Origin of the sequence: Isorropodon fossajaponicum endosymbiont JTNG4, from assembly GCF_016592615.1 — a bacterium.
GTDB lineage: Bacteria > Pseudomonadota > Gammaproteobacteria > PS1 > Pseudothioglobaceae > Ruthia.
In genome coordinates this window covers 440383-465279 of sequence record NZ_AP013043.1, presented here as the reverse complement: position 1 = coordinate 465279, position 24897 = coordinate 440383, and the positions used below count along the sequence as shown (strand labels likewise).

Sequence of the window (24897 nt, the reverse complement as noted above, 5' to 3'; positions counted from 1 at the left end):
CATAATCTAGTGTTTCCCCCTCAAGGGGGTATTGAACAGAATGTTCAACGGTAAAAGTCACTCGTTGTTTTCTTGATTTATATTGTGTCATTACTGACCTCCTTATGGTTTGTATTATAAGGCTATCTTTGTGTCCAAGTAGGTTAGAGCATTGCATTAAAGCCCATGCCTAGAATACCGTTGCCAGCGTTTGAGTTGTAGTTAATACTAAGTTCGGGTTGCATGCCTGCAACACCGGGTGGGACAGTGATGGGGATGGTGTAGTTTGCTGCACCTTGGTTAACGCTTAAAGCTCCTGCGGTGCTGCCAACTAGGGTTGGTGGTATCAATGTTTGTAGTTGTGGTTGCGCTTGCTTGGGTAGATATACCCAGTAGGAAGACTAATAGAGTTGAAGTGATTAGGCTGATGGATTGGGTGAGTAATGCTTGCATTGTTAATTTCCTATAGGTCTTGCTTTAGGGTTTCTAGTTGAGCTCTGATGTCTGCTAATTGGGTCTGTTGGCTTTGGCGCTGGGTGTTTAGCTTGGTTTGTTCGGCTTTACTTAGTTTGATTTTGGGTAGATCAAGTGTGACGATTAGGGCGTCTATTTCTGCAATGATGGCATCACCTTGGGCAATTAAGTCATCGGTTTGTTTGAGTTGGTCTTGGTCTAGTGGGGGTAGAGGTTTAGGAAAGCCTGGGGGTAGATTGGGGTTGTATTCACTGTCATTGGCGGTGTTAATGAGGTTGTTGCTGTTGAAAGGGTTTTTGGGTTGGTTGGATAAATATAGATGAGGTGTTGTTATTAGGTTGAGTGTCGATGTTAAGGGAGAAGATGATAAGAGCAGCAGCAAAAACAGCGATACCGAAGGATAGGTAGCGGTAGTTAGTGGGCATGGATGCTCCTAGATGTTTGAGGAAATTGAAGGAATTCTATCATAAAAATAAATACCACATTTTGTTTTTTATTTTTCTAATCCATAAGATATAAATTGGTAAAATGCTAAAAACTCCTAACACTTACCAACAAATGAGTAAAAAAATCCAGGCCATTCGTGGCATGAACGACTTATTACCCAAAGATTCTGCGTTTTGGCTGTCGTTAGAAAAGACAATATTTAATTTGTTTATTAGTTATGGCTATCAAAATATTCGCACGCCAATTGTTGAGAAAACGGATACTTTTTGTCGTGCAATTGGTGGGGCTACGGATATTGTTGAAAAGGAAATGTATTCGTGGACAGAGTCAAGCGGCGAGTCATTAAGCTTAAGACCTGAAGGCACAGCGGGTTGTGTGCGCATGATGATTGAGCATAACTTGCCCAGAGAAGGGGTTCAAAAAGTTTTTTATCAAGGGGTAATGTTTCGGCACGAACGCCCGCAAAAGGGGCGTTATCGTCAATTTCATCAAGTGGGGCTTGAAGTATTTGGTGCAAATGATACCAAGGCGGATGCTGAACTTATGATAATGACGCATGCTTTGTGGCAAGTTTTAGGTTTGAAAAATATTATATTAGAGATTAACACTTTAGGCTCTAGTGAGGCTAGGGCTGCTTATAGAAAAGTATTGGTTGTGTATTTTAATCAGCATAAAGACCAGCTTGATGAGGATAGTTTAAGGCGATTAAAAACCAATCCTTTGCGCATTTTAGATAGTAAGAATAAAGCGATGCACTCTTTAATTAGCGATGCACCTAAGCTAATGGATTGTTTAGACGAAGAATCTGCACAACACTTTGAGCAGTTTAAGACTTATTTAGGTGCCTTAGACATTGCTTATATAATTAATACCCGCCTGGTTCGCGGATTAGATTATTACAACCGCACTGTATTTGAATGGACGACAACTGATTTAGGTGCACAAGGTACGATTTGCGCCGGTGGACGGTATGATGGTTTGGTTGAAAAAATGGGTGGCACACCGACACCAGCAGTTGGTTTAGCGATTGGTTTAGAGCGCTTGGTGTTGCTATTAGAAGCGCAAAACCTAATGATAGTTGAGCCTACTACTTTGTCTATTTATTTGGTTGCATTAGGTGAAAAAGCGCAGATTAAATCGATGCAAATAGCCAGTACTTTGCATGATGCACTACCTAATGCAATCCTTTATAATGACATCACTTTGGGTAGTTTTAAAAGTCAGTTTAAAAAAGCAGATAAAGCCAAAGCGCATTTTGCATTAATCTTGGGTGAGCAAGAATTAAACAACAATCAAGTGAGTATCAAACCTCTAAAAGGCCAAGGAGTACAACAAACCATGGATTTAGAAGAAGCGATTAAATATTTTAAGGAAAACACATGAAAAATTTTATTGAAGTAGGTAAGACTGAAGAAGAACAGGTTGAGCAAGTTAAACGTTGGATCAAAGAAAATACACTACAAATTGTTGTTGGTATTACCTTAGGTTTAAGCGGCATTTGGGGTTTTGATGCTTATAAAAATTATCAACACACACAATTGATTGAAGCGAGAAGTATTTACTTAACACTTAGCGCCAATCCTAACGACACACAAGCCTACGAACAACTAAAAAACAACCATGCAAGTAGCGGCTATTTTGACCAAGCAACATTAATTCTAGCTAAAAATGCGGTGGCTAATAAAAATTATACGCAAGCACTTGAATACCTTACTCCGTTGAGTGATACAAGCAATGTCTCTATTGCTAAAGTTGTCAACATGAGAATAGCCAGCCTGCATTTAGAAATAGGCCATTACAAACAAGCGCTTAAGACGCTAAATACTGCGCCTAATAGTGCATTTGATGGCTTGTACAATCAACTTAAAGGGGATATTTATTTGGCTGACAAGCAAACTGACAATGCTAAAAAACATTATGAATTAGCCCTAAGTCAAATTTCTAAAAATTCTGGATTGCAAAATTTGATTAAAATTAAATTAAGCGATCTTAATTAACCACCCATGGGCTTACCTATTATTTGTCTTGTTGGACGACCTAATGTTGGTAAGTCCACGCTGTTTAACCGCCTAAGCCATTCACGCCAAGCATTGGTGTCTGATTTTGAAGGGTTAACTCGCGATCGTCAATATGCAGAAGTGCTTTTGGATGATGATACGCAAACTTTTGCCACAATTATTGACACAGGCGGACTGACTAATAAAGACAATTTAGTTGACAGCGGCATTCAAGGTCAAGTGCTGAACGCGTTAGAAGAATCAGACGTTATTTATTTTATGGTTAGTAGCCGAGATGGTGTGATTGGTCTTGATTTAGAAATCGCAGCACGCCTTAGAAAGCTTAAAAAAAATATCATCTTAGTTTGTAATAAAGCTGAGGGCTTAAACCCGATCTTAGCTGCTGAATTTTTTGAACTTGGACTGGGTGAGCCCATGCTGATTTCAGCCGAACATGGCCAAGGTATTGCTGATTTAATTGACGCTACCTTGCCCTTACTACCTCAAGCCACCGTTGATGAAATGGAAGAAGTGGAAGACATTGCTGTAGCTGTACTTGGCAGACCTAACGTGGGTAAATCAACATTAATTAACCGTATTTTAGGGCAAGAGCGTGTGCTGGTGATTGATTTGCCAGGTACCACGCGTGATAGTATTTATATCCCTTTTGAGCGCGAAGGGCAAAAATATACACTCATTGACACAGCAGGCATTCGCCGTAAACGCTCAACCCATGAGAAAGTTGAGATATTTTCTATTATTAAAGCCATTGATGCCTTGGAAAAAGCTCATGTTGTCATTCTTGTATTAGATGCACAAACTGGAGTGACTGAACAAGACGCTACCCTACTGGGCATGATTGCAGATAAAGGTAGAGCATTACTCATTGTCATTAACAAATGGGATGGTTTGGGTGATTATCAAAAGCAAGAAGTTAAACGCAAATTGGACATTAAACTTTCTTTTGCAAATTATGCTAGCGTGCATTACATTTCTGCCCTACACGGCTCTGGTGTGGGTAAATTATTTGCACCCATTAACCAGTCTTATCAAAACGCTGGCAGACAATATTCAACCTCAGTATTGAATAAAATTTTAGAAAAGGCCAATCAAGGTCATCAGCCACCACCTGTTAAAGGCAGAAGGCTAAAAATCAAATACGTCAATCAAACCGATGTATTTCCGCCTACGTTTACTTTTCATGGCAATCACCTACAAAATGTGCCCAATGCCTATGAGCGTTATTTAAAGAACTTTTTTATTAATGCCCTAAAATTGATCAACACCCCTATCAAAATTGAATACAAAAGTGGCAACAACCCTTTTAAAGATAGAAAAAATGTATTGAATGCTAGACAAATTGCCAAAAAGCGTCGTTTAATGAAATTTGTTAAAAAGCGTTAAGGTGTTTTCTTGATATTGGTATTGTGCTAAAGACCACGCTTACGCTGCTCTTGTTTGGCTTTTTCTGCCTCAACATAAGCGTTACCCAAAGTTTCAAACAGGGCTAAAAATCCACCACCCTCACCCGCTTTAAGCGTTGATTCACCTTGATGAAAAAACACAGCATTATTTGTCAGTAACGTTTTATAATTCTTATTTATCTTACCACTATGATAGTATTGCTCAGCTAGCTTTGCGTAACGTGTTAGGCTTTTTGCTTTATCGGCGTTAAGTGGGTGGTCATGTAATCTGTCTTTTGAGTCGCTACCTAATTGCTTATGCATACGCGCCCATATTTCAGCACCTGCACTTGGCTTGTAACCTGCTAATGCTGAATAAATAACTGAATATTTATCCGCCTCGTCTTCTTGATTAGTGGTGAAACTTGCCTCATAGGCTGCACTTCTAAGTTTTTTATCAAGTAATTTCGATAACATTAATTTACCTTGTTTTTCACTAGCATGTCTAGCATTTACATGCGCTATTTCATGAGCCAAAATAGCTGCCAACTCATCATCAGAGCGCACTGCCAACTTGCCTTTAAACAACCCTGTATAAACAAAAACTTTCCCACCACCAATGGTGAAAGCGTTCCACTGATGATTGTCAATTAGGTGTACTTCCCAAGGTAAATCTGCTTTGTGCGTAACTTTTTTAAGTCGATTAAACACACGCTGAATGCGAGAAAAATATTGACTTTAACTATTAATTTTTATCTTTTTTTGTTTTAAGTCAGCAAGAATTTCTTTACTTTGTGCATTGGCACGCTTAATCTCTTGCACTTGAGATTCAAAGTTTATTTCACGCTTACCTGTCACTGGGTTAACAAAACTAATAGCGTTGCTGGCTGACATAAGCCCTTTGTCAATCGTTGATAAGCATGAAGTTAACAATAACGCGCTAAATAAAAGCAGCAGTCGGATTAATATTTTTATAAACGGGTTAAGACAAAATAAGGTCATGCGCTTTATTAGCAGCTTTAATAAAACTTTCAAATAACGGATGCCCATCACGTGGATTTGAAGTGAATTCTGGATGAAACTGACAAGCCACAAACCAAGGATGGTTTTTAATTTCGACCATTTCAACCAAAGTACCATCGATAGAACGCCCAGAAACTATCAAACCTGCTGTTTCCAGTTGTTTAATTAATGAATTATTAACCTCGTAACGGTGGCGGTGGCGCTCAATAATAACTGACTTAGTATAAATATTTCGTGAATTAGTACCCTCAACTAAGGCGCATTCTTGCCCCCCAAGACGCATTGTACCGCCCAAATCTGAGTCTTTATTTCGAGTTTGTTTGTGCCCATCTACATCTTGCCACTTTGTTATTAAATCAATAACAGGATAGGATGTGCTTTCATTAAATTCTGTACTATTAGCGTCAGTCATATTCGCCATATTGCGTGCATATTCAATCACAGCAACCTGCATGCCAAGGCAAATACCCAAATAAGGCACGTTGTTTTCACGAGCAAATTTGACTGTGGCAATTTTGCCTTCAACGCCACGATTACCAAAACCGCCTGGTACTAAAATTGCACTCATTTCGGACAAACAATCGGTACCGCTTTTTTCAATTTCTTCAGAATCGAAATAATGAATGTTAACTTTGGTTTGTGTGTGTATGCTGGCGTGAATTAAAGCTTCAGACAAAGACTTATAAGACTCCGTCAAATCCATGTATTTACCCACCATGGCAATATCAACACTAGATTTAGGATGTTGTAATTTCTCAACCACATTGTCCCAATCGCTCAAATCGGTTGGCTTGCAATTTAGTGATAATTTTTTCACCACTACATCATCCAAACCTTGCTCATGCAAGGCTCTTGGTACTTTATAAATCGTATCAACATCCAGTGAGGTAAACACAGAGCCTTGAGGAACATTGGTAAATAATGCAATTTTGGCACGCTCGGCGTCTGGCAACGGATACTCAGACCGACAAATTAAAATATCGGGCTGAATACCAATACCTCTTAGTTCTTTAACAGAATGCTGGGTTGGCTTGGTTTTTAACTCGCCTGCTACTTTAATATAAGGCAACAAAGTTAAATGAATAAACAGCACATTATCATGACCCAATTCAAAACCCATTTGCCTAATTGCTTCCATAAATGGTAGTGACTCAATATCACCTGCCGTACCACCAATTTCAACCAAGGCAACATCAGCCCCTTGTGCGCCCGCCTGAGTCAAGCGCTTAATTTCATTGGTAATGTGTGGAATGACCTGAACCGTATCGCCCAAATACTCACCACGACGTTCGCGCTTAATGACATTTTCATACACACGACCTGCGGTAAAATTATTTTTCTTGCCCAATTGAGCGCGAATAAAACGCTCATAATGGCCCAAGTCAAGATCTGTTTCAGCACCATCATTGGTTACAAAAACCTCACCATGCTGAAATGGGCTCATGGTGCCAGGGTCAACATTAATATAAGGGTCAAGTTTGAGCATGGTAATGTTCAAACCACGTGATTCTAAAATTGAAGCTAATGACGCACTTGCAATACCCTTTCCTAAAGAAGAAACCACACCACCAGTAATAAAAATGTATTTTGTTGGCACAAGAAAAGTAGCAAAGTTGAAAGGGTCATGATACCCAAAACTGTGTAGAATATGGGGCTATTAAGATTAATTATTCACAAATGAAATACAAACAATTCATCTCTCATTTGTTTGTTTATTTAAAGCCACACGTCGGCAAACTTGTCTTTACCTCAGTCATGATGATGTTGGCAACAGTGCTTGAAAGTTCGGTACCAGAAATCACAGGTAGAATTGTTGATGAATTGTTTGCAACTGAACGTGAATCAAAAACTGCGTTTATTTATGCCTTTGCTTTGTTTGGCATTGTTGTTCTTAGTTCATTGTTTGCGCTTACTTCTACTGCGGTTAGTTCTTGGGTGTCTAATAAAGTGATTATGGATTTACGCGTTACCATGTTTGCTAAATTACTGAAATTACCTAAGTCATATTTTGATCAACACCCTACGGGAAAAACATTATCTAAACTCACTTTTGATGTTGAGCAAATTGCAGCCAGTGCTTCAACCATTTGGCTGGATTTTATTAAATCGTCAATGACTGTTGTTATTCTAATTGGCTATTTATTTTATAAAAACTGGCAGCTAAGTTTAACACTGTTAGCACTCCTACCACTGGTGTATTTAGCCGTTAAACTATCCTCTAATCGTATGCGTCGTTCAAGTATCAAGGTGCAGAAATCAATGGGTGATATGACGCATTTACTTAATGAAAATATCTCTGGCAATACTCTGGTTAAGATTTATCACGCCCAATCTCAAATAAGTGAAAAGTTTAACAGTTTGATTAAAAACATTCGTCAACAGCGTTTTAAAGTTGATATGACTAGTAGCTTTAACACCGCTTTTGTTAATATTTTAATTGGCTTGTCTTTAAGTAATGTGGTGTATTTTTCCTCTACTTCACTACAAATGAGTGCGGGTGAATTTTTGTCTTTTTTTACGGCAATGAGTATGCTACTTAAACCTGCTAAAAGTTTAGTCAATATCAACAAACCTTTGCAAAATGCGATGGCAGCAGGTGAAAGTGTATTTGGACTTATTAATGAAAAGGAAGAATCTAATGTTGGTACTAAAAAACTAAAAAAACCTAAAGGCGCTATTCAATTTAACGACGTATCATTTGGTTATAACAATAATACGACCGTACTTAAACGTATCAATCTAGACATCAAACCAGGTGAAACAATTGCATTTGTTGGTGCAACAGGTAGTGGTAAAACCACTATTATTCAATTATTGATGCGCTTTTATTCGCCAAAACAAGGCTCCATCACTATTGATGGTATAGATATTAACCAATTTGAAATTGATTCATTACGCTCAAATATTGCCTTTGTTGATCAAAATGTGCAACTATTTAATGACTCTATTAGAGGCAATATTGCCTTAGGACAACTAGGCACCATACCAGACAAACAAATCAAACGCTCAGCAATTGCTGCCAATGCTGATGAATTTATTCAACAACTAGAGCATGGGTTTGATACGCAAATTGGCGAAAATGGCGTATCACTCTCAGGCGGACAACGCCAACGACTTGCTATTGCAAGGGCAATTGCTAAAGACAGCCCTATCTTAATTTTAGACGAAGCCACTTCGGCATTAGACAGTGCTACTGAAAAACAGGTACAAAATGCGATTCATGAAATGCAAAAAGACAGAACTACTATTATTATTGCACATCGATTAAGCACCATTCAAAAGGCCGACTGCATTATTGTACTGCGCCATGGTAGTATCGTTGAACAAGGCACTCATCAAGAACTATTAGATCATCAAGGTGAATATACTCAACTGTACAAGCATCAATTTGAGGATTAATGCTTAATAACAATCATTTTATGCTCAAGCATATTATGCATAGTATGGTTAATACCACCAATGCCATAACCTGAATGTTTACGTCCTGCAAATGGCATCCAATCAACCCTAAAGGTGGTGTAATCATTAATCATAACGGCTGAAGCAGCCAGTACTTTTGCACTGTTCATGGCAGTGGTAATATTATCACTAAAGATTGATGCTTGGAACGACACCTCTAAGCTGTTAGCAGTTTCAATCGCTTCACTAATATCAAAATAGCTATATACGCAAACCACAGGGCCAAATATTTCTTGATTAGAAACTTTAGAATGATTACTAGGATTTAATAACACAGTCGGTTCATAGCTCACCGAATTAATGCGCTTGCCACCTGTGATTAAAGTCGCACCTTCAGCAATAGCTTGATTGACCCATGCTTCTACCCTATCCACCTCTTTGGGTAAAATTAATGGACCTATATCAGTCACCTCATCAATAGCATCACCCACAACCAATTGACTGGCAACATCTGCAATTTTTTGCGCAACTTCCTTGGCCTTATCTTTAGGTGCAAATACACGTTGTACTGAAACGCATACCTGCCCAGCATGGTAAAAACCAGCTTTAACCACACCCGCAATAAATCCATCCATGTCACTATACTCATCAAAAATAAGTGGAGCAACACCACCATGCTCTAATGCACAACGCGCACCTGGTGCAAGCTTAGATTTAAGCATCCAGCCTACTTGTGCAGAACCAATAAAACTAAAAAATGCCACTCTTGAATCGGTGACCAATTTTTCTGAGTTTTCCCTATCAGTCAACGCCACTTGTAAATAGCCCTCAGGTAAGCCCGCCTGAATTGCCAATTGGGCAAAGCGTAATGCGCATAAAGGCGTGATTGCTGCTGGTTTAACAATCACTGGGCATCCTGTTGCAATAGCAGGCACTACTTGATGAATAATTAAATTAAGTGGGTGATTAAAAGCACTCACTGCTACAACCACACCAATTGGCTCCATAATCGTAAAAGCTAAGCGTTGCACGCCTGCTTGCATTAAGTCCATTGGAACTTGTTCACCTTTAATATTTCTAATACCAGCAATGGCAATATGAATACCATCAATCGCTCTAGTTACTTCTATGCGTGCATCTTTTAAAGGCTTGCCGCCTTCATTAGCAATCAACCGTGCAAAATCTTCATGCTCTTCAACCACTAAATTTGCTAATTTTTGCAAAATTTTAAGTCGTTGATAGGCTGGCAAACACTCGCGTTCGTGTAAATTTTTTGCTGTTTTAAGCATCAATTCAACATCACCAGCATCGTGCATGGTTAATACTTTTAAGGTTTTCCCAGTGTAGGCTTGTTTGACAGTTAAAATACTTGCTTTCATCATATTTGGTTAATTAAATTGTTTAAGTTCTTCTAATAACGTTTTAGTATTTTGAGAATAATCAATTGGCACATCAATTATATGTACACCACCTGCATTAAAGGCTTGTTCCATTACAGGAATTAATTCATTCGCTGAGGTTATTTTATGCCCTTTAGCACCATAGCTATCTGCATATTTAACAAAATCAGGATTGTTAAAATCTAAGCCAAAATCAACCAAGTCTTGTACTGCCTGCTTCCATTTAATCATGCCATAACCTTCATCAGTAAAAATCAATACAATTAAGTTGAGTTTTAAACGCATGGCAGTTTCTAACTCCTGAGAGTTCATCATAAAACCACCATCGCCACATACGGCCACCACTTGGCGTTCAGGATACATCAATGCACATGTCATTGCTACAGGTAGTCCTGCACCCATCGTTGCAAGCGCATTATCTAATAGCAATGTATTAGGCTGATAAGTGTGGTAATGACGCGCAAACCAAAGCTTAAACATGCCATTATCAAGTGAGACAATGCCATCATCATCTAGCACTTTGCGCACATCAGCCACAACGCGTTGTGGCAACATTGGAAATGAATCATCCTCGTCTAAATGATGAATGGCATAACGAGTTTTCTCACAAATGGATGCTGCCCACAAGGACTCACACTGATGCCCTTCCATTGACTTTCTAATTCTAGAGATTGAATTAGCGATATCCCCAATTAATTCAATTTGAGGATAATAAATATCTTTAAATTGTGCACTTTCAAAGTTAATATGCATGACTTGCATATCACCTTGCATGATAAAAGGCGGTTTTTCGATAATGTCATGTCCAATATTAACAATCAAATCAGCTTTTTTAATGACCTCGTGCACATAATCCTTAGAAGAAAAAGCAGCAGTTCCAATAAACTGATTATGACAGCCATCAACCACTCCCTTGCCCATCTGTGTATTAAAAAACAAAATACCCGTTTCTTGCACAAAGCAACTTAAAGACTTTCTAATACGCCCCCTATTAGCGCCGGCACCTACTAGCAGTAAGGGTTGTTTGGCATTTCTTATCGCTTCAACTGCAACGCTAATCGTACAATTACTTGCAAAAGTTCGGTGATGAATTTGCTTCGTAAATACTTCATCGTTTCTAACTTCTTCTTCAGCAATATCTTCAGGTAATTCCAAGTGTACTGCACCAGGACGCTCTTCTTCAGCAATGTGAAATGCGCCACGTACCAATGCCGGGATTTGTCGACCATATACAATTTGATCAGAATCTTTAGTTAATGGCCCCATCATGCGCACAATATCAAGAATTTGAAACTTGCCTTGCAAGCCTGCTTTAATGGGTTTCTGTCCTGTAATGATGACCATTGGCATCGCACCTAATTGAGCATAAGCAATAGCAGTAACTAAGTTAGTTGCACCCGGACCTAACGTTGCTAAACACACGCCAGCTTTGCCAGTTAATCGCCCATAAGTCGCTGCCATGAAAGCAGCAGCTTGCTCATGACGAGTAAGTATAAATTTAATTGATGAATTTCTTAATGAATCCAATAAATCCAAATTTTCCTCACCTGGGATACCAAAAATATACTCAACGCCTTCGTTTTCAAGCGCTTTTACAAATAAATCAGATGCTTTCATTTTTTTATTTTCCTATTCAGATTGGGAAGGGTGGATTTCATCCATAGCAACAGAGCTACCATTGTTTTGAACGATACGAACATGAGATCTATTAAGCTCTCGTGGCTCTTTCACGCCACAAGAATGAGCAATAATCTCCACTGCATGAGTTATATTACGAACATAATTAGCCACCTTTAATGCTTTGTTTTCTGGATTTAGCCCTTTTTGCAAACGTTTATTATGAGTGGTAATACCAGTAGGGCAAGTGTTTTTATTACACTTTAGTGCTTGGATACAGCCTAGTGAAAACATAAATCCACGTGCTGAAACCACAAAATCAGCACCTGCGCACAATGCCCATGCCACACCAGCTGGTATAATTAACTTACCAGAGGTAATGACCTTCACACGCTGTTTTAAATTATATTGATTAAGCTTATCTACTAAAAACGGTAACGTTTCTTTAATAGGAAGTCCAACATTATCAAGTAGCAACATGGGTGCTGCACCTGTGCCACCATCACCACTATCAAGAGTGATAAAATCAGGTGCGCAAGCCTTGCCTCGCTTGTTAATTTCTTTAAAGAAATCATCTATCCACGCCGTTGCACCAATCACAGACTTAAATCCAGTGGGTTTCCCTGTCACCTCACGCACATGATTAATCATATTAAGCAAATCATTAATTGAAGCGATATCTACATGTCGATTGGGCAAAATACCGCCTTTACCTGGTTTAGCACCTTGACTCATCTTAATTTCAAACATTTTCACTTGGTCATGCGCGGCAATCTCAAGCAATTTTTCATCACTTAATTTGCCCATTTCATCACGCACGCCATATTTAGCCGTACCAATTTGAAAAACAATATCAGCACCACCTTCTAAATGATAAGGCGATAAACCGCCTTCACCTGTGTTGTACCAACAATTTGCCATTCTTGCACCATTTCCGCAGGCTTTGAAATGGCACCAAAACTCATACCTGATATATTAAAAACTGATTTTGCTTGATAAAGTTGTTTACAAAAATCTCTTCCAATAGTAACAGGGTGTGTCTCTACAGCATCTTCATCCAAAGTAGGAAAGGGGCAATTGGCAAAAAGTACCGTACCAACAGGATTAATATTTTTAGTTGAGCCAAATGCAACCGTGGCATTGTTGTTATTTTCTGCTTTATGCACCCAATCTTTTTCTGCGCGGTTAAAGGGCATTTCCTCTCTATCCATGGCAAAAAAATACTGACGAAAAAACTCGCCCAAACTTGAGAAAATAGAGCGAAAATACCCAACAACTGGATAATTTCGTAAAATTGCATTTTTGCTTTGATTGATGTCAATAACAAAAGTAACAGCAATCATCAAAACAACCAAACCTATAACAAAAACAAACAACGTAGAAAGTATTTCTAAAATAGGCGTAACCGTTCTAACGGCCTCCATCATTTCCATTTTCATTAATAACTCCTTGTTATTAGCAACACTTCTTACAAATTAAACGATCCAATGACAACTTCCCCTGCCCATAAACAACTGTTAAGAGCGACATAATACCCCAAAGTTTATGATCATAAAACCCACCTTCCCACAAAACAGGATAAGATACCACTGCAATAATATTAAATAAAAACAACATAAGTGCTGTTAAACGTGTTGCCAATCCGAGCACTAAAAATATGGGCAAAACAAGCTCTGCTGCTGTGCCTAAATAAGCTGCTAACTTCCAAGGAATAAGGGGTTACGCTGTATTCTGATTCAAATAAATACAAGGTTGAATCCCAGGCATTAAGTTTAATCCAGCCAGCACGAAAAAAAGCATCTGCAACATAAAGACGTACAAATAATTTAAGAAAATCGTTGCTAAATATATAAATTTTATTAAAAACTGTATTATATAAATCAAAGATTGTATTACATAAATTAAGTAATTTTTCCATTTTCTCCCCCTAGTGTTAAAAAATCTGACTGACTTATTTTACTAACCACAACTTCTAAATTCCTCTTGGCTATTAAAACATACTGCGCTTGCTCTGTAAGGTTTAAATCTTCGCTGCTTTCATTTAATTGCCAAATATCTATAATGGGATAAATAGAATGTATTAAAAATTGTGCATTGTCACATGGTAGCACTGTTCATGATACCTTTCAAAATAGGCGATATCAATTAAATATGGATAAGGCTTACAAGGCTTAAAACCTTTTAAAAATTGAGCAAAAAACTGACCATAATTTTGCAAAAAACCAGCACTAAGTGGATATACACTAATGTAATTTTTTGCCAATAATTTGAAAAAATCTTCGCCTACTAAACGCAGCACGCAACTATAGCTTGCCTTAAGTGCATCAATCAAACTCAGCGTATAGTGATTTCGATAAATCTGAATCAACTCAGCAGCAATAAAACTGATAAAGTTGGAATATTGTTATCCTACTCAATTAGGGTAGGTTTTTGACCAAACTTCTGAATGGTTTTTTGGCACAAGTCCCACACCTGATCACTCACTTTAGAGCCGTGATCGTCAATATAAACATCACCTTTTTCATAAGCGTTTATCGTATACCCTGCTAGATGAATCTCAGCCACATACTCACCATTAATAGCATTTAAGTAATCAAATACATCATAACCAAAATTTTGACAACTGACATAAACATTATTAATATCAAGCAATAACCCACAACCTGTTAGGCCGGGTAATTGGGCATAAAAATCCCATTCATTCGTTTTAGATTCACCAAATTGCAAATAAGAAGAAGGATTTTCAATTAATATTTGTCTACCTAAATAATCCTGAGTTTGCTTAACTTTATCAACAAAGTGAGCTAAACTTTCTCTTGTATAAGACATTGGCAACAAATCATTAAAATATTGACCATTGACACTCCCCCAACTCAAATGCTCGGAAAATAGTTTTGGCTTATACCTATTAATAGTATGCTTCAACTGGTTTAAATGATTTTGATTCAACTTATCAGACGAGCCTAAAGACAGCCCAACACCGTGCAAACTTAATGGGTAATATTGCGCTATTTTATCCAATTGATAAGTATGCTTACCTTGAGAGAAAAATTCTCAGCATGCACTTCTAACCAAACCATATCTGGCTTTTCATCAACAAATTGCGCCAAGTGTTGATATCTTAATCCTATACCAACACTGTTGGATGCTATTATCAAAACTGCCACCAAGGTTTTTTTAGTTTTGTGAACGCTTTAGTGGTGCTTAATCCTTTGCTAATCCAGCCATTATTAATACCACCACCCAATTCAAAGATGTGTCGATAATCTGTTTTGGCATCTAAAAACCTGCCAATAATCTTAGTACGAGATGTAGAAACTGGGGTTATTATTAGTTTAGATTTGTATGGTGCCGAAGGCCGGACTCGAACTGGCGACCTACTGATTACAAATCAGTTGCACTACCACTACCAACTGTGCTACTTCGGCATTAAAGGGGAAATTATACCTACAAAGCTAATAAATATTTTAAAAATAAATGAGCTTTTAAATAATTTTTTAAATTAAAAAACGCCTTATAGTAGAGGCGTTAAGCGTTTTATTTAACAGCAACACCGCCACCTAATTGGTGCACATAAACAGTAAGTTTTTTAATTTGAATAGCATCAATAACACTTGAATGACCAAATGCTGGCATAACAGCGTCTTGCGTTAATGGATCATTTACTTGACCCACACCATGTAAGATTGTACGCACGACTGATGCGTGCTGATCGTCTGCTTTAAAGCGATAAATGCCGTCAGTTAAATTAGCACCACCTAATAACTGATTGCCTTTCATATCAGGACCATGACAAGCAATACAGCCCTTACTCATATATAAGACCTTAGAAGCTAGATCAGGATTGCCATTTTTGCCCTTGCCTGTTTCAATTAAAAAAGTGGCTAATGTGCTTGCGTCAGCATCTGAAATACCTAGCATACGTGCTGGCATATTGCCTTTGCGACCGTTAGTAATGGTTGTGCTAATCTGTGCTAACTTACCGCCATACAGCCAATCATCATCAGCCAAAACAGGAAAGCCTACATTTCCTTGACCAGCTGCACCATGACAAGCTGCACAATTATCGCCAAATAAAACTTTAGCTGTCTTAATAGCGTAAGTTCTTAACTCATTATCAAGTACAATTTCTTCTAATGATTTTTCAGCAATGGCTTTTTCAGTATCGGCAAATCTTTTTTCACGATAAGCCTCTAATTGAGCAACGCTTTCATTCATTTCACTAATTTGCGTCCAATTGGCAAAGCCTTTGTTGTGCTCACCAAACCAGGGGATGGCTGGGTAGTAAAGTGTGTAAATCACAATAGCAAGTGTGCCAATATATAAAGACAGCATGTACCATCTTGGTGGGCGATTACTTAATTCTCTAATGTCGTTTTCTTCATCCCAAAAATGTCCTGTATTGTTCTCACCTGGGAATGGATTTTTATGTTCACTCATTGTTTTTTCCTCTTAACTCAATCTTTGTCATTTACAAAGTTGCGCAAGTCTTCAAATTTTTGCTTATTTTTTGGTCTAAAAGCGTAAAAATAAGCAATCGCTAATAACACAAATATAACAATCGCCACAATGGCACCAATTTTATCAATTAAGGTCATTACTCTCTGTAAGTAACGCCGTCTTCAAATTTAATCATATTGCCCAAGGATTGCAAATAAGCCACCATTGCATCCATTTCATTCTTGCCTTTAACAGAGGCTGGTGCTTGTGCAATATCTGCTTGCGTATAAGGCACGCCGACTTTAGACAAACCGCTCATGTGTGTAGCGATTGTTTCGCCATCAACCAAAGCACTTTCTAAGAAACGATATTTTGGCATGACTGATTCTGACACAACTGCTTGTGGATGGCGTAAATGCAAAATATGCCATTCATCGGAATATTTACCGCCAACGCGCGCTAAATCAGGGCCTGTTCTTTTAGAGCCCCATTGAAATGGGTGGTCATACTTTGATTCTACCGCTAAAGAGAAATGGCCATAGCGCTCTTTCTCATCTCTAAATGGACGTATCATTTGTGAATGACATAAATAACAACCTTCGCGCTGATAAATATCACGACCTGCCAATTCTAAAGCAGTTAAAGGCCTTGTACCATCACCTGGTTTCCAGTCAGACAGTACTTGACCTTCAGAACGAAGCCATAATAAACTTTTTATACTGCCGTCAGCTGCAATCACTTCGTCCTTGACTGCTTCAGGATTGGTAAACAAAGGAACAATTTCTACAATACCTGCTAATGACACTGTTAGTGCCATAAACAAATACATGCCAAAAATATTCTTTTCTAGCTTAACTTGTAAACTTTCTTTTACGTTTTTCTTTGCCATAGTCCGCTCCCTCTTTATGCGTTAGCCGTTTGACCGGCGCCTGATGATCTACGAATGGTCGTCACAATATTAATTAACATGATAATTGCACCTACTAATACCAATGCACCACCTGCAGCCCTCATGACATAATAAGGATGCATGGCTGATACTGATTCGGCAAACGTATAAGCCAATGTGCCGTATTCATCATATGCTCTCCACATCAAGCCTTGCATGATGCCTGATACCCACATCGCCACAATATAAACCACCGTACCAATCGTATGCACCCAGAAGTGAATGCCTAAAAGTTTTTGTGACATTTTCACATTATAGATTTTCTCAATCATATGATACATCGCACCTGCTGCCACCATAATATTCCAACCTAATGCACCAGAATGTACATGACCAATCGTCCAATCTGTGTAATGTGATAAGGCATTAACTGTCTTTGCTGCCATCACTGGACCTTCAAATGTACTCATGGCATAAAACGCTAAAGACATGATCAAGAAACGCAAGATGTAGTCTTCACGCAAACGATCCCAAGCACCTGATAACGTCAAGATACCATTAAGTGCGCCACCCCATGATGGAATAATCATGGCTAGTGAAATTGTTGCACCTAATGAGCCTGCCCAATCTGGTAATGCCGTATATTGAAGATGGTGCGCACCTAACCAAACATAACCAAACATTAGTGCCCAAAAATGAATAACTGATAAGCGATAAGAATATACGGGGCGCTGGGCTTGTTTCGGTACAAAATAATACATAATGCCTAAGAATCCTGCTGTTAAGAAAAAGCCAACGGCATTATGACCCCACCACCACTGAATCATTGCATCTTGTACGCCAGAGAAAATTGAATAGGATTTGAACGCACTCACTGGAATGGATAAATTATTAACCACATGAAGGTAAGTAACCATGATCATCATACCCATAAAGAACCAGTTAGCCACATAAACATGTGGCACTTTATTGCGATCACGAATATGAATAGTCATAACAAAGTTATATAAATAAGTAACCCATGATAAGGTGATTAAAATATCAACCGGCCATTCTAATTCTGCATACTCCTTGGATTGGGTCAAACCTAAAGGCAGCGTAATGACCGCTAAAACAATCACAGTATTCCATGACCAAAACGTAAACCAAGCCATTTTATTGGACCAAAGGCGGGTTTGATTAGTACGCTGTACAATATAAAAAGCGGATGCCATCAGCACCGACCCCCCAAAAGCAAAAATAACAGTGTTGGTGTGCAAAGGTCTCAATCGACCAAATTGGAAATAAGGTAAATCTGTACCTAAATCATTAAGAAACGGGAAGGCTAGTTCAGAAGCAATATATACCCCAAGCAGTGTGCCTAATACTAAATAAACAGATGCCATAATAGTAAACCATTTAACAACACACAAATCATACTTTTCTGTTAAATTCATCAATAGTCCTCTTTATTTTTAGTTAATGTCCAGTTCTTTAATACAAGAAATAGACCTGAATTCTACACTAACGCTTATGATATAGTCAACCGTATCATAGTTGCTTAGTATAAATCAATTTTTTATCAATAATTTTAAGGCAATAATACCTAACGCCAAGGCCATTAAAAACCATTGCAATGCATAGCCTAAATGCTTATCAACACTGCCGTAAAAAGGCTGCCATTGCCTGAAAAAACCATCACTGGATTTAACATCAAGACGTGCCAACATGGCAATAATTTGATAATCAGACACCGTGGATAATTCATCCAAATTCAAAGATTGAATTAATATCGGAAAATTTAGCTTGATTGGTTGTTGCTTGAGTCTAATACGTTCAACAGGCTTAATCAACTCTACTTTAATAATTCTTGGCAAATTATCTAACTTGATATCAGTCAATTGCTCACGCTTTCCATACCAAGGTACAAAACCTCGATTTACTAAAATAGCAGTTTTATCACTTAAAACGAATGGCGTGAGCACATAATAACCAGCATTACCTTTAACAATTTGATTGTCATAAATAAACTGTTTATTAGTGTCATAATGACCTTTTAGTAAAACTTGATAATGCTCTTTATTTAATAACTCATCTACACTTGTTACCGATTGGGCTGGGCTTTGTTGCGCCAAGATAATCCCATGCTCAATTGCTCGTTTTTCATCAGCACGCTCAAGTTGCCAAAATCCTAACGACGCTAGTCCATAAATACTTAAGAGTATTAAAACTGCAGGTATAAAAATAGTGCGTTTAATCACTTAAGTGGGGCGCATCCATCATAACCACATTTGGTTCTATCCAACCCATAAACGCAGCAAACATAACTAAGATAAACAAGAATAAGGACAAAACCACGCGTATCACTAATGATTTAAACATTTTATCTGAGCCAGCTGATCCAGCTCTAAGCATGCCCAATAAACCTGAACCTAGTGCTATTAAAATAGCGACAATAATAACGATGATAATAATTTGTGTCATTAATACTTCCTACGCGATAAACAAAAGACCCCAAACGGAGTCTTGTTTTCGATTTTATAACTAATTACAGCCAATATACAAAGATAAATAAACCCAGCCAAACCACATCTACAAAATGCCAATACCAAGCAACACCTTCAAAGCCAAAATGATTGGCCGCACTAAAGTGCCCTTTTTGTACACGATAAAGAATAACCGTTAGCATAATCACACCTACTGTTACATGGAAACCATGGAAACCAGTTAGCATATAAAACGTTGATCCATAAATACCAGAGGTTAGTTTTAGACCATCATGATATGCATGTCCATATTCGGTAATTTGAAAACCTAAAAATAAAACACCTAAAACAATAGTGGCAACCAACCAGCCAATAATTTTATTACGGTGATCCGCGCGCAATGCGTGGTGTGCAAACGTCAAAGTAACACCTGATAGTAATAATAATGCGGTGTTAAGTGCTGGCAAGCCCCAAGCATCAACCAGTTGTGTTGGCATAGAAACCGCTGTGCCTGATTGTAACGTTGCGCCTGGCGTGTTAAAGGCAATTTGCTGCCATGTTGCACTAAAACCATCCCATAGTTCTGGCGTGAAGATATTATTATCTGCACCGCCTAGCCACGGAACTGATAATTGCCTTGCATAAAACAACGCACCAAAAAAAGCGGCAAAAAACATCACTTCAGAAAAAATAAACCAGCTCATGCCCCAGCGAAATGAACGATCAACTTGGCTATTGTACATGCCGCTAGTACTTTCCTTAACAACTTGACCAAACCAGCCAAACATCATAAACACCAAAATAGCAAACCCCAAAGCCATGATTGACCCGCCCCAACTGGCGCCATGCATTTGATTAGCAAAACCTACAAATAAAGTAGCAACACCAACTGAGCCAATAATAGGCCAGTAGGTGCCACTTGGTACATAATATTCCTGTTCGTTCATATTTCTCCCCTCTTTTTAGCTCTTAAGTTTAAAAAAATTATAAGACAGACTTACATCTTTAATGCGTTTGTCTAATTCTGGCTCAATTACAAATCGCAATGTCATCTCAACTTGCTCATGCGGCTTAAACACTTGTTTATTAAAACAAAAACACTCTAATTTTTTAAAATACAACGCAGCCTCTGTCGGTGCAACACTAGGAACTGCTTGCCCAATAACAATTTCATCAGTATTGTTTTTGGCAATATAACTAGTGGTATAAAACTTACCAGGTATGACCTCCATTGAGCTTACTTTAGGCCCAAACTGGACTGGAAAGCCACTCATTGTCATGGCAAAAAAACTGACCTCAATCTTGCGCGTCTCATCTACAACATACGTCTGTTCACTATCCACTCTGCCAGTTGTGCCATTAAACCCAGTAATTTCACAAAACACATCATAAATAGGCACCATGGCATAGGCAAAGAAAAACATCAATATTGGCGCTAGGATCAGTTTTGTCCAAAACTTTTTTGTTATCTTTTGCTTGCTCTCCATTTCAGCCATACAATACAATGGTTGCTACAAACACACCTATTGCAATAGCACTAGTAATTGCCACGGTAATTGCCACGCCCTGATTGTTTTTATTTGCCATTAAGAGTGCTGAGATTCTTGCTCAATTAACGCTCTTGTTGGTGGCGTATTAAAACTATGGTACTGCGCTTTAGGTTCTAAAGTCCATTCTAAACCTTTGGCACCCTCCCAAGGGCGAGCATCTGCTGACTTGCCGTTACGAATACAATCAATCACAATATAAGTGAATAGAATAAATGATGCACCAAACGCAAAACCACCAATAGAAGAAATCATATTAAAATCAGCAAACTGTAATGAATAATCAGGAATACGCCTAGGCATGCCTGCCAACCCTAAAAAGTGCTGAGGGAAAAACAATACATTCACTGAAATAATCGCCCACCAAAAATGTACCTTTGCTAAAGTTTCGTTGTACATTTTGCCTGTCCATTTAGGCAGCCAGTAAAACGTTGCCGCAATGATAGACCACAACGCGCCAGTTACCAATACATAGTGAAAATGTGCAACCACGAAATAAGTGTCATGATACTGAATATCTGCTGGTGCAATGCCCAGCATTAAGCCAGAAAAACCGCCAATCGTGAATAAGAACACAAATGAAATCGCCCATAACATTGGCGTTTCAAAGGTCATAGAGCCTTTCCACATGGTTGCCACCCAGTTAAACACCTTAACACCTGTTGGCACAGCAATTAGCATGGTGGCGTACATAAAATACAACTCGCCTGCAACTGGCATGCCAGTTAAAAACATATGGTGTGCCCACACAATGTAGGATAAAAATGCAATCGACGCGGCGGCATAAACCATCGACGAATAACCAAATAAAGGCTTGCGCGCAAAAGTTGGGATGATGTGTGAAATCACGCCAAACGCTGGCAAAATCATAATATAAACTTCAGGATGACCAAAAAACCAAAAGATATGTTGAAACAATACTGGATCACCGCCACCTGTTGCATCAAAAAATGCTGTGCCAAAGTTACGATCTGTCAACATCATAGTGACTACACCCGCAAGTACTGGCATTGCACCAATCAGTAAAAATGAGGTAATTAACCATGTCCATACAAACAATGGCATGTCCATAAGTTTCATCTCTGGTGCACGCATATTAAGCACAGTTGCAATAATATTAATCGCACCCATGATGGATGAAAAGCCTAATAAATGCACTGCAAAAATAAAGAAATCAGTACTGTCTGGTGCAAACGTTGTTGATAATGGCGCATAAAACGTCCAGCCAAATGCAGGTGCGCCACCTTCCATAAAAAACGTACTTAATAAAATACCACCAGCAAATGGTAGAATCCAAAAAGACCAATTATTCATCCGTGGCAATGCCATATCAGGCGCACCTATCATCATTGGAATAAGCCAATTACCCAAACCAACAAACGCTGGCATAATTGCACCAAATACCATAATCAAACCGTGCATAGTTGTCATCTGATTAAAAAATTGTGGCTCAATCAGTTGCATACCTGGTTGGAATAACTCCATACGAATAACCATTGCCATTACACCACCAATGAGCACCATAGTAAATGCAAACCATAAATATAGTGAGCCAATATCCTTATGGTTGGTCGTTTTAATCCACCTCATTAAGCCTTTTTCAGGGCCATGATGGTCGTCAGTGTGAGCTGTTGCTGTTGTCATGATATTCTCCTATGTTCTTTAATTATCGCGCCGCTTTAATTTGTACTGGCTGAATTAAATCGCCCATTTGGTTGCCAAAAGCAGCCCTTTCAAAAGTAATTACCGCCGCAATATCAGCATCTCCTAGTATGTTTTTATAACTAGCCATTGCTGTTCCAGCTTTTCCATGCAAAACAATACTAATATGTTTTTTGATATCGCCAGTTGCAATAGAACTGCCTTTAAGTGCTGGAAAAACACCAGGAATACCTTTGCCGGTAATGCCATGACAACTAGAACAATTCGTATTATAAACCTTTTGACCTAGACTTATTAATTCTTCTTCTCGCCAAGTTTTACTTGACTTGGCAAATGTTGCCGCTTTAGCTGCCTGTTGCTTTAATACCCACTTAGCATAGTCTGCTTTGGAAACCACATCAACCACAATTGGCATAAAGCCGTGGTCTTTACCACAAAGCTCAGCACACTGACCACGATAGGTGCCAATCTCATCAATCTGCACCCATGCATCATTAATAAAGCCTGGGTTAGCATCCTGTTTCACACCAAAATCAGGCACCCACCAACTATGAATAACATCATTTGAAGTAATTAAAAAACGAATAGAAGTGTCTACTGGTAACACCAAGTTATTGTCTACTTCTAATAAATAATTCTTATGCCTATTGCCAGAATAAATGACATCTTTAGAGTCTTGTTTAAGGTTAGAAATAAAACTAATGCCTTCTTTAGGATAATCGTACTGCCATTTCCACTGATGCCCTGTAATCTTAATGGTCATTTGCGCTTTAGAAGTATCTTCTAAATCAATCAGTACAGTTGAAGCAGGAATTACCATTAATACTAAAATGATAATGGGTACGCCTGTCCAAAGTAGCTCGACCTTTGTACTTTCATGAAAATTTGCAGCCACTGCACCTTGAGATTTACGATGCACAATCAGCGAATAAATCATAACACCGAATACAATAACGGCGATGGCAACACAAATCCAAAATACCATCGTGTGCAAGCCATAAATATCACGACTTACCGAGGTAACCCCTTGTGTCATGTTAAAACCATACTCAGCAAATGCATTTTCTGACACTATTGCAATCAAACCGCCCACCAAGCGAGACGTCAATTTGCTCATAAATCTTTCCCCTAAAAAAAATAAACAAATATCATAGGTTTTCAATGCATTGTTGTACTGAAAACTGCCACCATGATACACAATTATTTTTCTCATTCACAAATAATAATAAATTTCCTTGATTTGAGTCAAATTATTCAATTATTTTCTTGACAGGTATAAAAAGGTCTGTTTTAATGTAGATGACATTACATCTATTGAGGAGATTAAAAATGCTACAAACACAGCGGATGGCCAAAGGCCTAAATAAAAAAGCCCGTATTAAACAAGTTAGTTATGGTGCGCCTTTTATGTGGCTAAAACAAGGTGTAGAAGATTTTATAAAGTGCCCAGCATTGGCATTATTTTATGGCGCACTATTTACTTCATTTACCTATTTTTACTGGGATTTTTTATCAAACTCACCGACACTTAGTGACCTTTCAGCGCCTTTATTAGCCATTGTAGTTATTATATTTGGCCCTATTTCCGCCATGGCTATGTATGACGCCTCAAAGCGTTTATCTGCTGGAGAAAGTCTTTCTCTTGGATCTATACTAATGGTGATTAAATCCGCTTTCAAAGCCAATGGCTCTTGTCCTTCATTATTTTTATCTGTCATTTTGATTGTGTTGGCAATTATGTGGATGGTATTTACACCACTTATTTATGCGGCGCTTAACACCGACACTTTTGTTAACCAAAATCAAACAATTATGGAGGCTATCTTGGCTGATATTACCAGCTTTAATAATCCGTTATTCTTAATTGTTTATGGTGTTTTTACTGTTGCTATTGCTTGGATATCTTTTATGATTAGTTGGTTTTCTTTTCCTATGGTATTGGACCAAGATGTTGACCCATTTACAGCTGCTAATACCAGTATTAGGACTGCATTAGCCAATAAAATTGTAATGCTAATATGGGTGCCAATTGTTGGTGTTATTGTTTTAGCCAGTTTATTAACGCCATATTTTATAGGCATGGTGGTTGCTGTCCCAATATTGGCTCATGCTACTTGGCATGCTTATAAATCTATGATTGGTGAGATGGAATAAC

General features: G+C 38.3%; 23 protein-coding genes, 1 tRNA gene and 3 pseudogenes. 5 read left to right on the top strand and 22 right to left on the bottom strand.

The window, feature by feature from the left end:
* Positions 1-143 precede the first annotated feature (143 nt).
* Together CVFO_RS02695 and CVFO_RS02690 are read right to left on the bottom strand one after the other, a co-directional pair.
* Complete coding sequence (locus tag CVFO_RS02695; protein ID WP_201340072.1) at positions 144-329, bottom strand: SpvB/TcaC N-terminal domain-containing protein; 186 nt, start codon at positions 327-329, stop codon at positions 144-146.
* Between the two features lie 113 nt (positions 330-442).
* Positions 443-835: a hypothetical protein gene (locus CVFO_RS02690; RefSeq protein WP_201340071.1), complete on the bottom strand. Its 393-nt coding sequence runs from the start codon at positions 833-835 to the stop codon at positions 443-445.
* Between the two features lie 176 nt (positions 836-1011).
* Here CVFO_RS02690 and hisS point away from each other — a divergent pair, with 176 nt between their 5' ends.
* From hisS to der, 3 genes are read left to right on the top strand one after another with little or no spacing between them, the layout of a single operon-like run.
* Positions 1012-2283: a histidine--tRNA ligase gene (gene hisS / locus CVFO_RS02685; protein WP_201340070.1), complete on the top strand. Its 1272-nt coding sequence runs from the start codon at positions 1012-1014 to the stop codon at positions 2281-2283.
* Positions 2280-2897 (top strand): YfgM family protein, encoded by a 618-nt coding sequence (locus CVFO_RS02680; RefSeq protein ID WP_201340069.1) that lies wholly within the window; start codon positions 2280-2282, stop codon positions 2895-2897. The genes hisS and CVFO_RS02680 overlap by 4 nt, the downstream gene beginning before the upstream one ends.
* A 6-nt stretch (positions 2898-2903) precedes the next feature.
* Positions 2904-4301: a ribosome biogenesis GTPase Der gene (gene der, locus CVFO_RS02675; protein ID WP_201340068.1), complete on the top strand. Its 1398-nt coding sequence runs from the start codon at positions 2904-2906 to the stop codon at positions 4299-4301.
* A 26-nt stretch (positions 4302-4327) separates the two neighbouring features.
* Here the strand turns inward: der and CVFO_RS02670 are convergent, their stop codons facing one another.
* From CVFO_RS02670 to pyrG, 3 genes are read right to left on the bottom strand one after another with little or no spacing between them, the layout of a single operon-like run.
* Positions 4328-5020, bottom strand: a complete 693-nt coding sequence (locus tag CVFO_RS02670) for a M48 family metallopeptidase (RefSeq protein WP_281064415.1) — start codon at positions 5018-5020, stop codon at positions 4328-4330.
* An 18-nt stretch (positions 5021-5038) separates the two neighbouring features.
* Positions 5039-5233 (bottom strand): hypothetical protein, encoded by a 195-nt coding sequence (locus CVFO_RS02665; protein ID WP_201340066.1) that lies wholly within the window; start codon positions 5231-5233, stop codon positions 5039-5041.
* 49 nt (positions 5234-5282) lie between these two features.
* A complete protein-coding gene (gene pyrG, locus CVFO_RS02660; protein ID WP_201340065.1) occupies positions 5283-6920 on the bottom strand; it encodes a CTP synthase in 1638 nt (545 codons plus the stop codon).
* Positions 6921-7000: 80 nt separating this feature from the next.
* On the opposite strand from pyrG, the gene msbA reads away from it, so the two are divergent.
* The gene (gene msbA / locus CVFO_RS02655; protein ID WP_201340064.1) at positions 7001-8722 is read left to right on the top strand and encodes a lipid A export permease/ATP-binding protein MsbA; all 1722 of its coding nucleotides are present in this window, start codon (positions 7001-7003) and stop codon (positions 8720-8722) included.
* Here msbA and CVFO_RS02650 read toward each other — a convergent pair.
* The 17 genes and pseudogenes from CVFO_RS02650 to coxB form a co-directional block, all read right to left on the bottom strand.
* On the bottom strand, positions 8719-10104 hold the full coding sequence (locus CVFO_RS02650; protein ID WP_225879306.1) for an aldehyde dehydrogenase family protein: 1386 nt from the start codon (positions 10102-10104) through the stop codon (positions 8719-8721). The genes msbA and CVFO_RS02650 overlap by 4 nt on opposite strands.
* Before the next feature lie 6 nt (positions 10105-10110).
* Complete coding sequence (locus CVFO_RS02645; RefSeq protein ID WP_201340062.1) at positions 10111-11739, bottom strand: acetolactate synthase large subunit; 1629 nt, start codon at positions 11737-11739, stop codon at positions 10111-10113.
* 12 nt (positions 11740-11751) lie between these two features.
* Positions 11752-13166: pseudogene (locus CVFO_RS02640) on the bottom strand (FMN-binding glutamate synthase family protein).
* A gap of 28 nt (positions 13167-13194) precedes the next feature.
* Positions 13195-13657: pseudogene (locus CVFO_RS02635) on the bottom strand (DoxX family protein).
* 162 nt (positions 13658-13819) lie between these two features.
* A complete protein-coding gene (locus CVFO_RS09410; RefSeq protein WP_201340061.1) occupies positions 13820-14107 on the bottom strand; it encodes an HvfC/BufC N-terminal domain-containing protein in 288 nt (95 codons plus the stop codon).
* 41 nt (positions 14108-14148) lie between these two features.
* Positions 14149-14819: pseudogene (locus CVFO_RS02620) on the bottom strand (MbnB/TglH/ChrH family RiPP precursor modification enzyme).
* A gap of 266 nt (positions 14820-15085) precedes the next feature.
* Positions 15086-15167, bottom strand: a tRNA-Thr gene (locus tag CVFO_RS02610).
* A gap of 109 nt (positions 15168-15276) precedes the next feature.
* Positions 15277-16179 carry a cytochrome-c oxidase, cbb3-type subunit III gene (gene ccoP, locus CVFO_RS02605; protein ID WP_201340058.1) on the bottom strand — a complete coding sequence of 301 codons (903 nt, stop codon included), beginning with the start codon at positions 16177-16179 and terminating at the stop codon, positions 15277-15279.
* 17 nt (positions 16180-16196) lie between these two features.
* A complete protein-coding gene (locus tag CVFO_RS02600; protein WP_201340057.1) occupies positions 16197-16337 on the bottom strand; it encodes a CcoQ/FixQ family Cbb3-type cytochrome c oxidase assembly chaperone in 141 nt (46 codons plus the stop codon).
* Entirely contained in the window at positions 16337-17068 is a 732-nt protein-coding gene (ccoO, locus tag CVFO_RS02595) for a cytochrome-c oxidase, cbb3-type subunit II (protein ID WP_201340056.1), read from the bottom strand. The genes CVFO_RS02600 and ccoO overlap by 1 nt, the downstream gene beginning before the upstream one ends.
* A 14-nt stretch (positions 17069-17082) precedes the next feature.
* Positions 17083-18504, bottom strand: a complete 1422-nt coding sequence (gene ccoN / locus CVFO_RS02590; RefSeq protein WP_201340055.1) for a cytochrome-c oxidase, cbb3-type subunit I — start codon at positions 18502-18504, stop codon at positions 17083-17085.
* Between the two features lie 114 nt (positions 18505-18618).
* Entirely contained in the window at positions 18619-19308 is a 690-nt protein-coding gene (locus tag CVFO_RS02585; protein ID WP_201340054.1) for an SURF1 family protein, read from the bottom strand.
* Positions 19301-19531: a DUF2909 family protein gene (locus tag CVFO_RS02580; RefSeq protein WP_201340053.1), complete on the bottom strand. Its 231-nt coding sequence runs from the start codon at positions 19529-19531 to the stop codon at positions 19301-19303. Before CVFO_RS02580 ends, CVFO_RS02585 begins: the two co-directional genes overlap by 8 nt.
* 64 nt (positions 19532-19595) lie before the next feature.
* On the bottom strand, positions 19596-20480 hold the full coding sequence (locus tag CVFO_RS02575) for a cytochrome c oxidase subunit 3 (RefSeq protein WP_201340052.1): 885 nt from the start codon (positions 20478-20480) through the stop codon (positions 19596-19598).
* Between the two features lie 15 nt (positions 20481-20495).
* Positions 20496-21020: a cytochrome c oxidase assembly protein gene (locus CVFO_RS02570; RefSeq protein ID WP_201340386.1), complete on the bottom strand. Its 525-nt coding sequence runs from the start codon at positions 21018-21020 to the stop codon at positions 20496-20498.
* Between the two features lie 99 nt (positions 21021-21119).
* Positions 21120-22724, bottom strand: a complete 1605-nt coding sequence (gene ctaD, locus CVFO_RS02565; RefSeq protein WP_201340051.1) for a cytochrome c oxidase subunit I — start codon at positions 22722-22724, stop codon at positions 21120-21122.
* 22 nt (positions 22725-22746) lie between these two features.
* Positions 22747-23859, bottom strand: a complete 1113-nt coding sequence (coxB, locus tag CVFO_RS02560; protein WP_201340050.1) for a cytochrome c oxidase subunit II — start codon at positions 23857-23859, stop codon at positions 22747-22749.
* 212 nt (positions 23860-24071) lie between these two features.
* Between coxB and CVFO_RS02555 the strand changes: the two genes are divergently transcribed.
* A complete protein-coding gene (locus tag CVFO_RS02555) occupies positions 24072-24896 on the top strand; it encodes a DUF2189 domain-containing protein (protein WP_201340049.1) in 825 nt (274 codons plus the stop codon).
* The last annotated feature ends 1 nt before the right edge of the window (position 24897 follow it).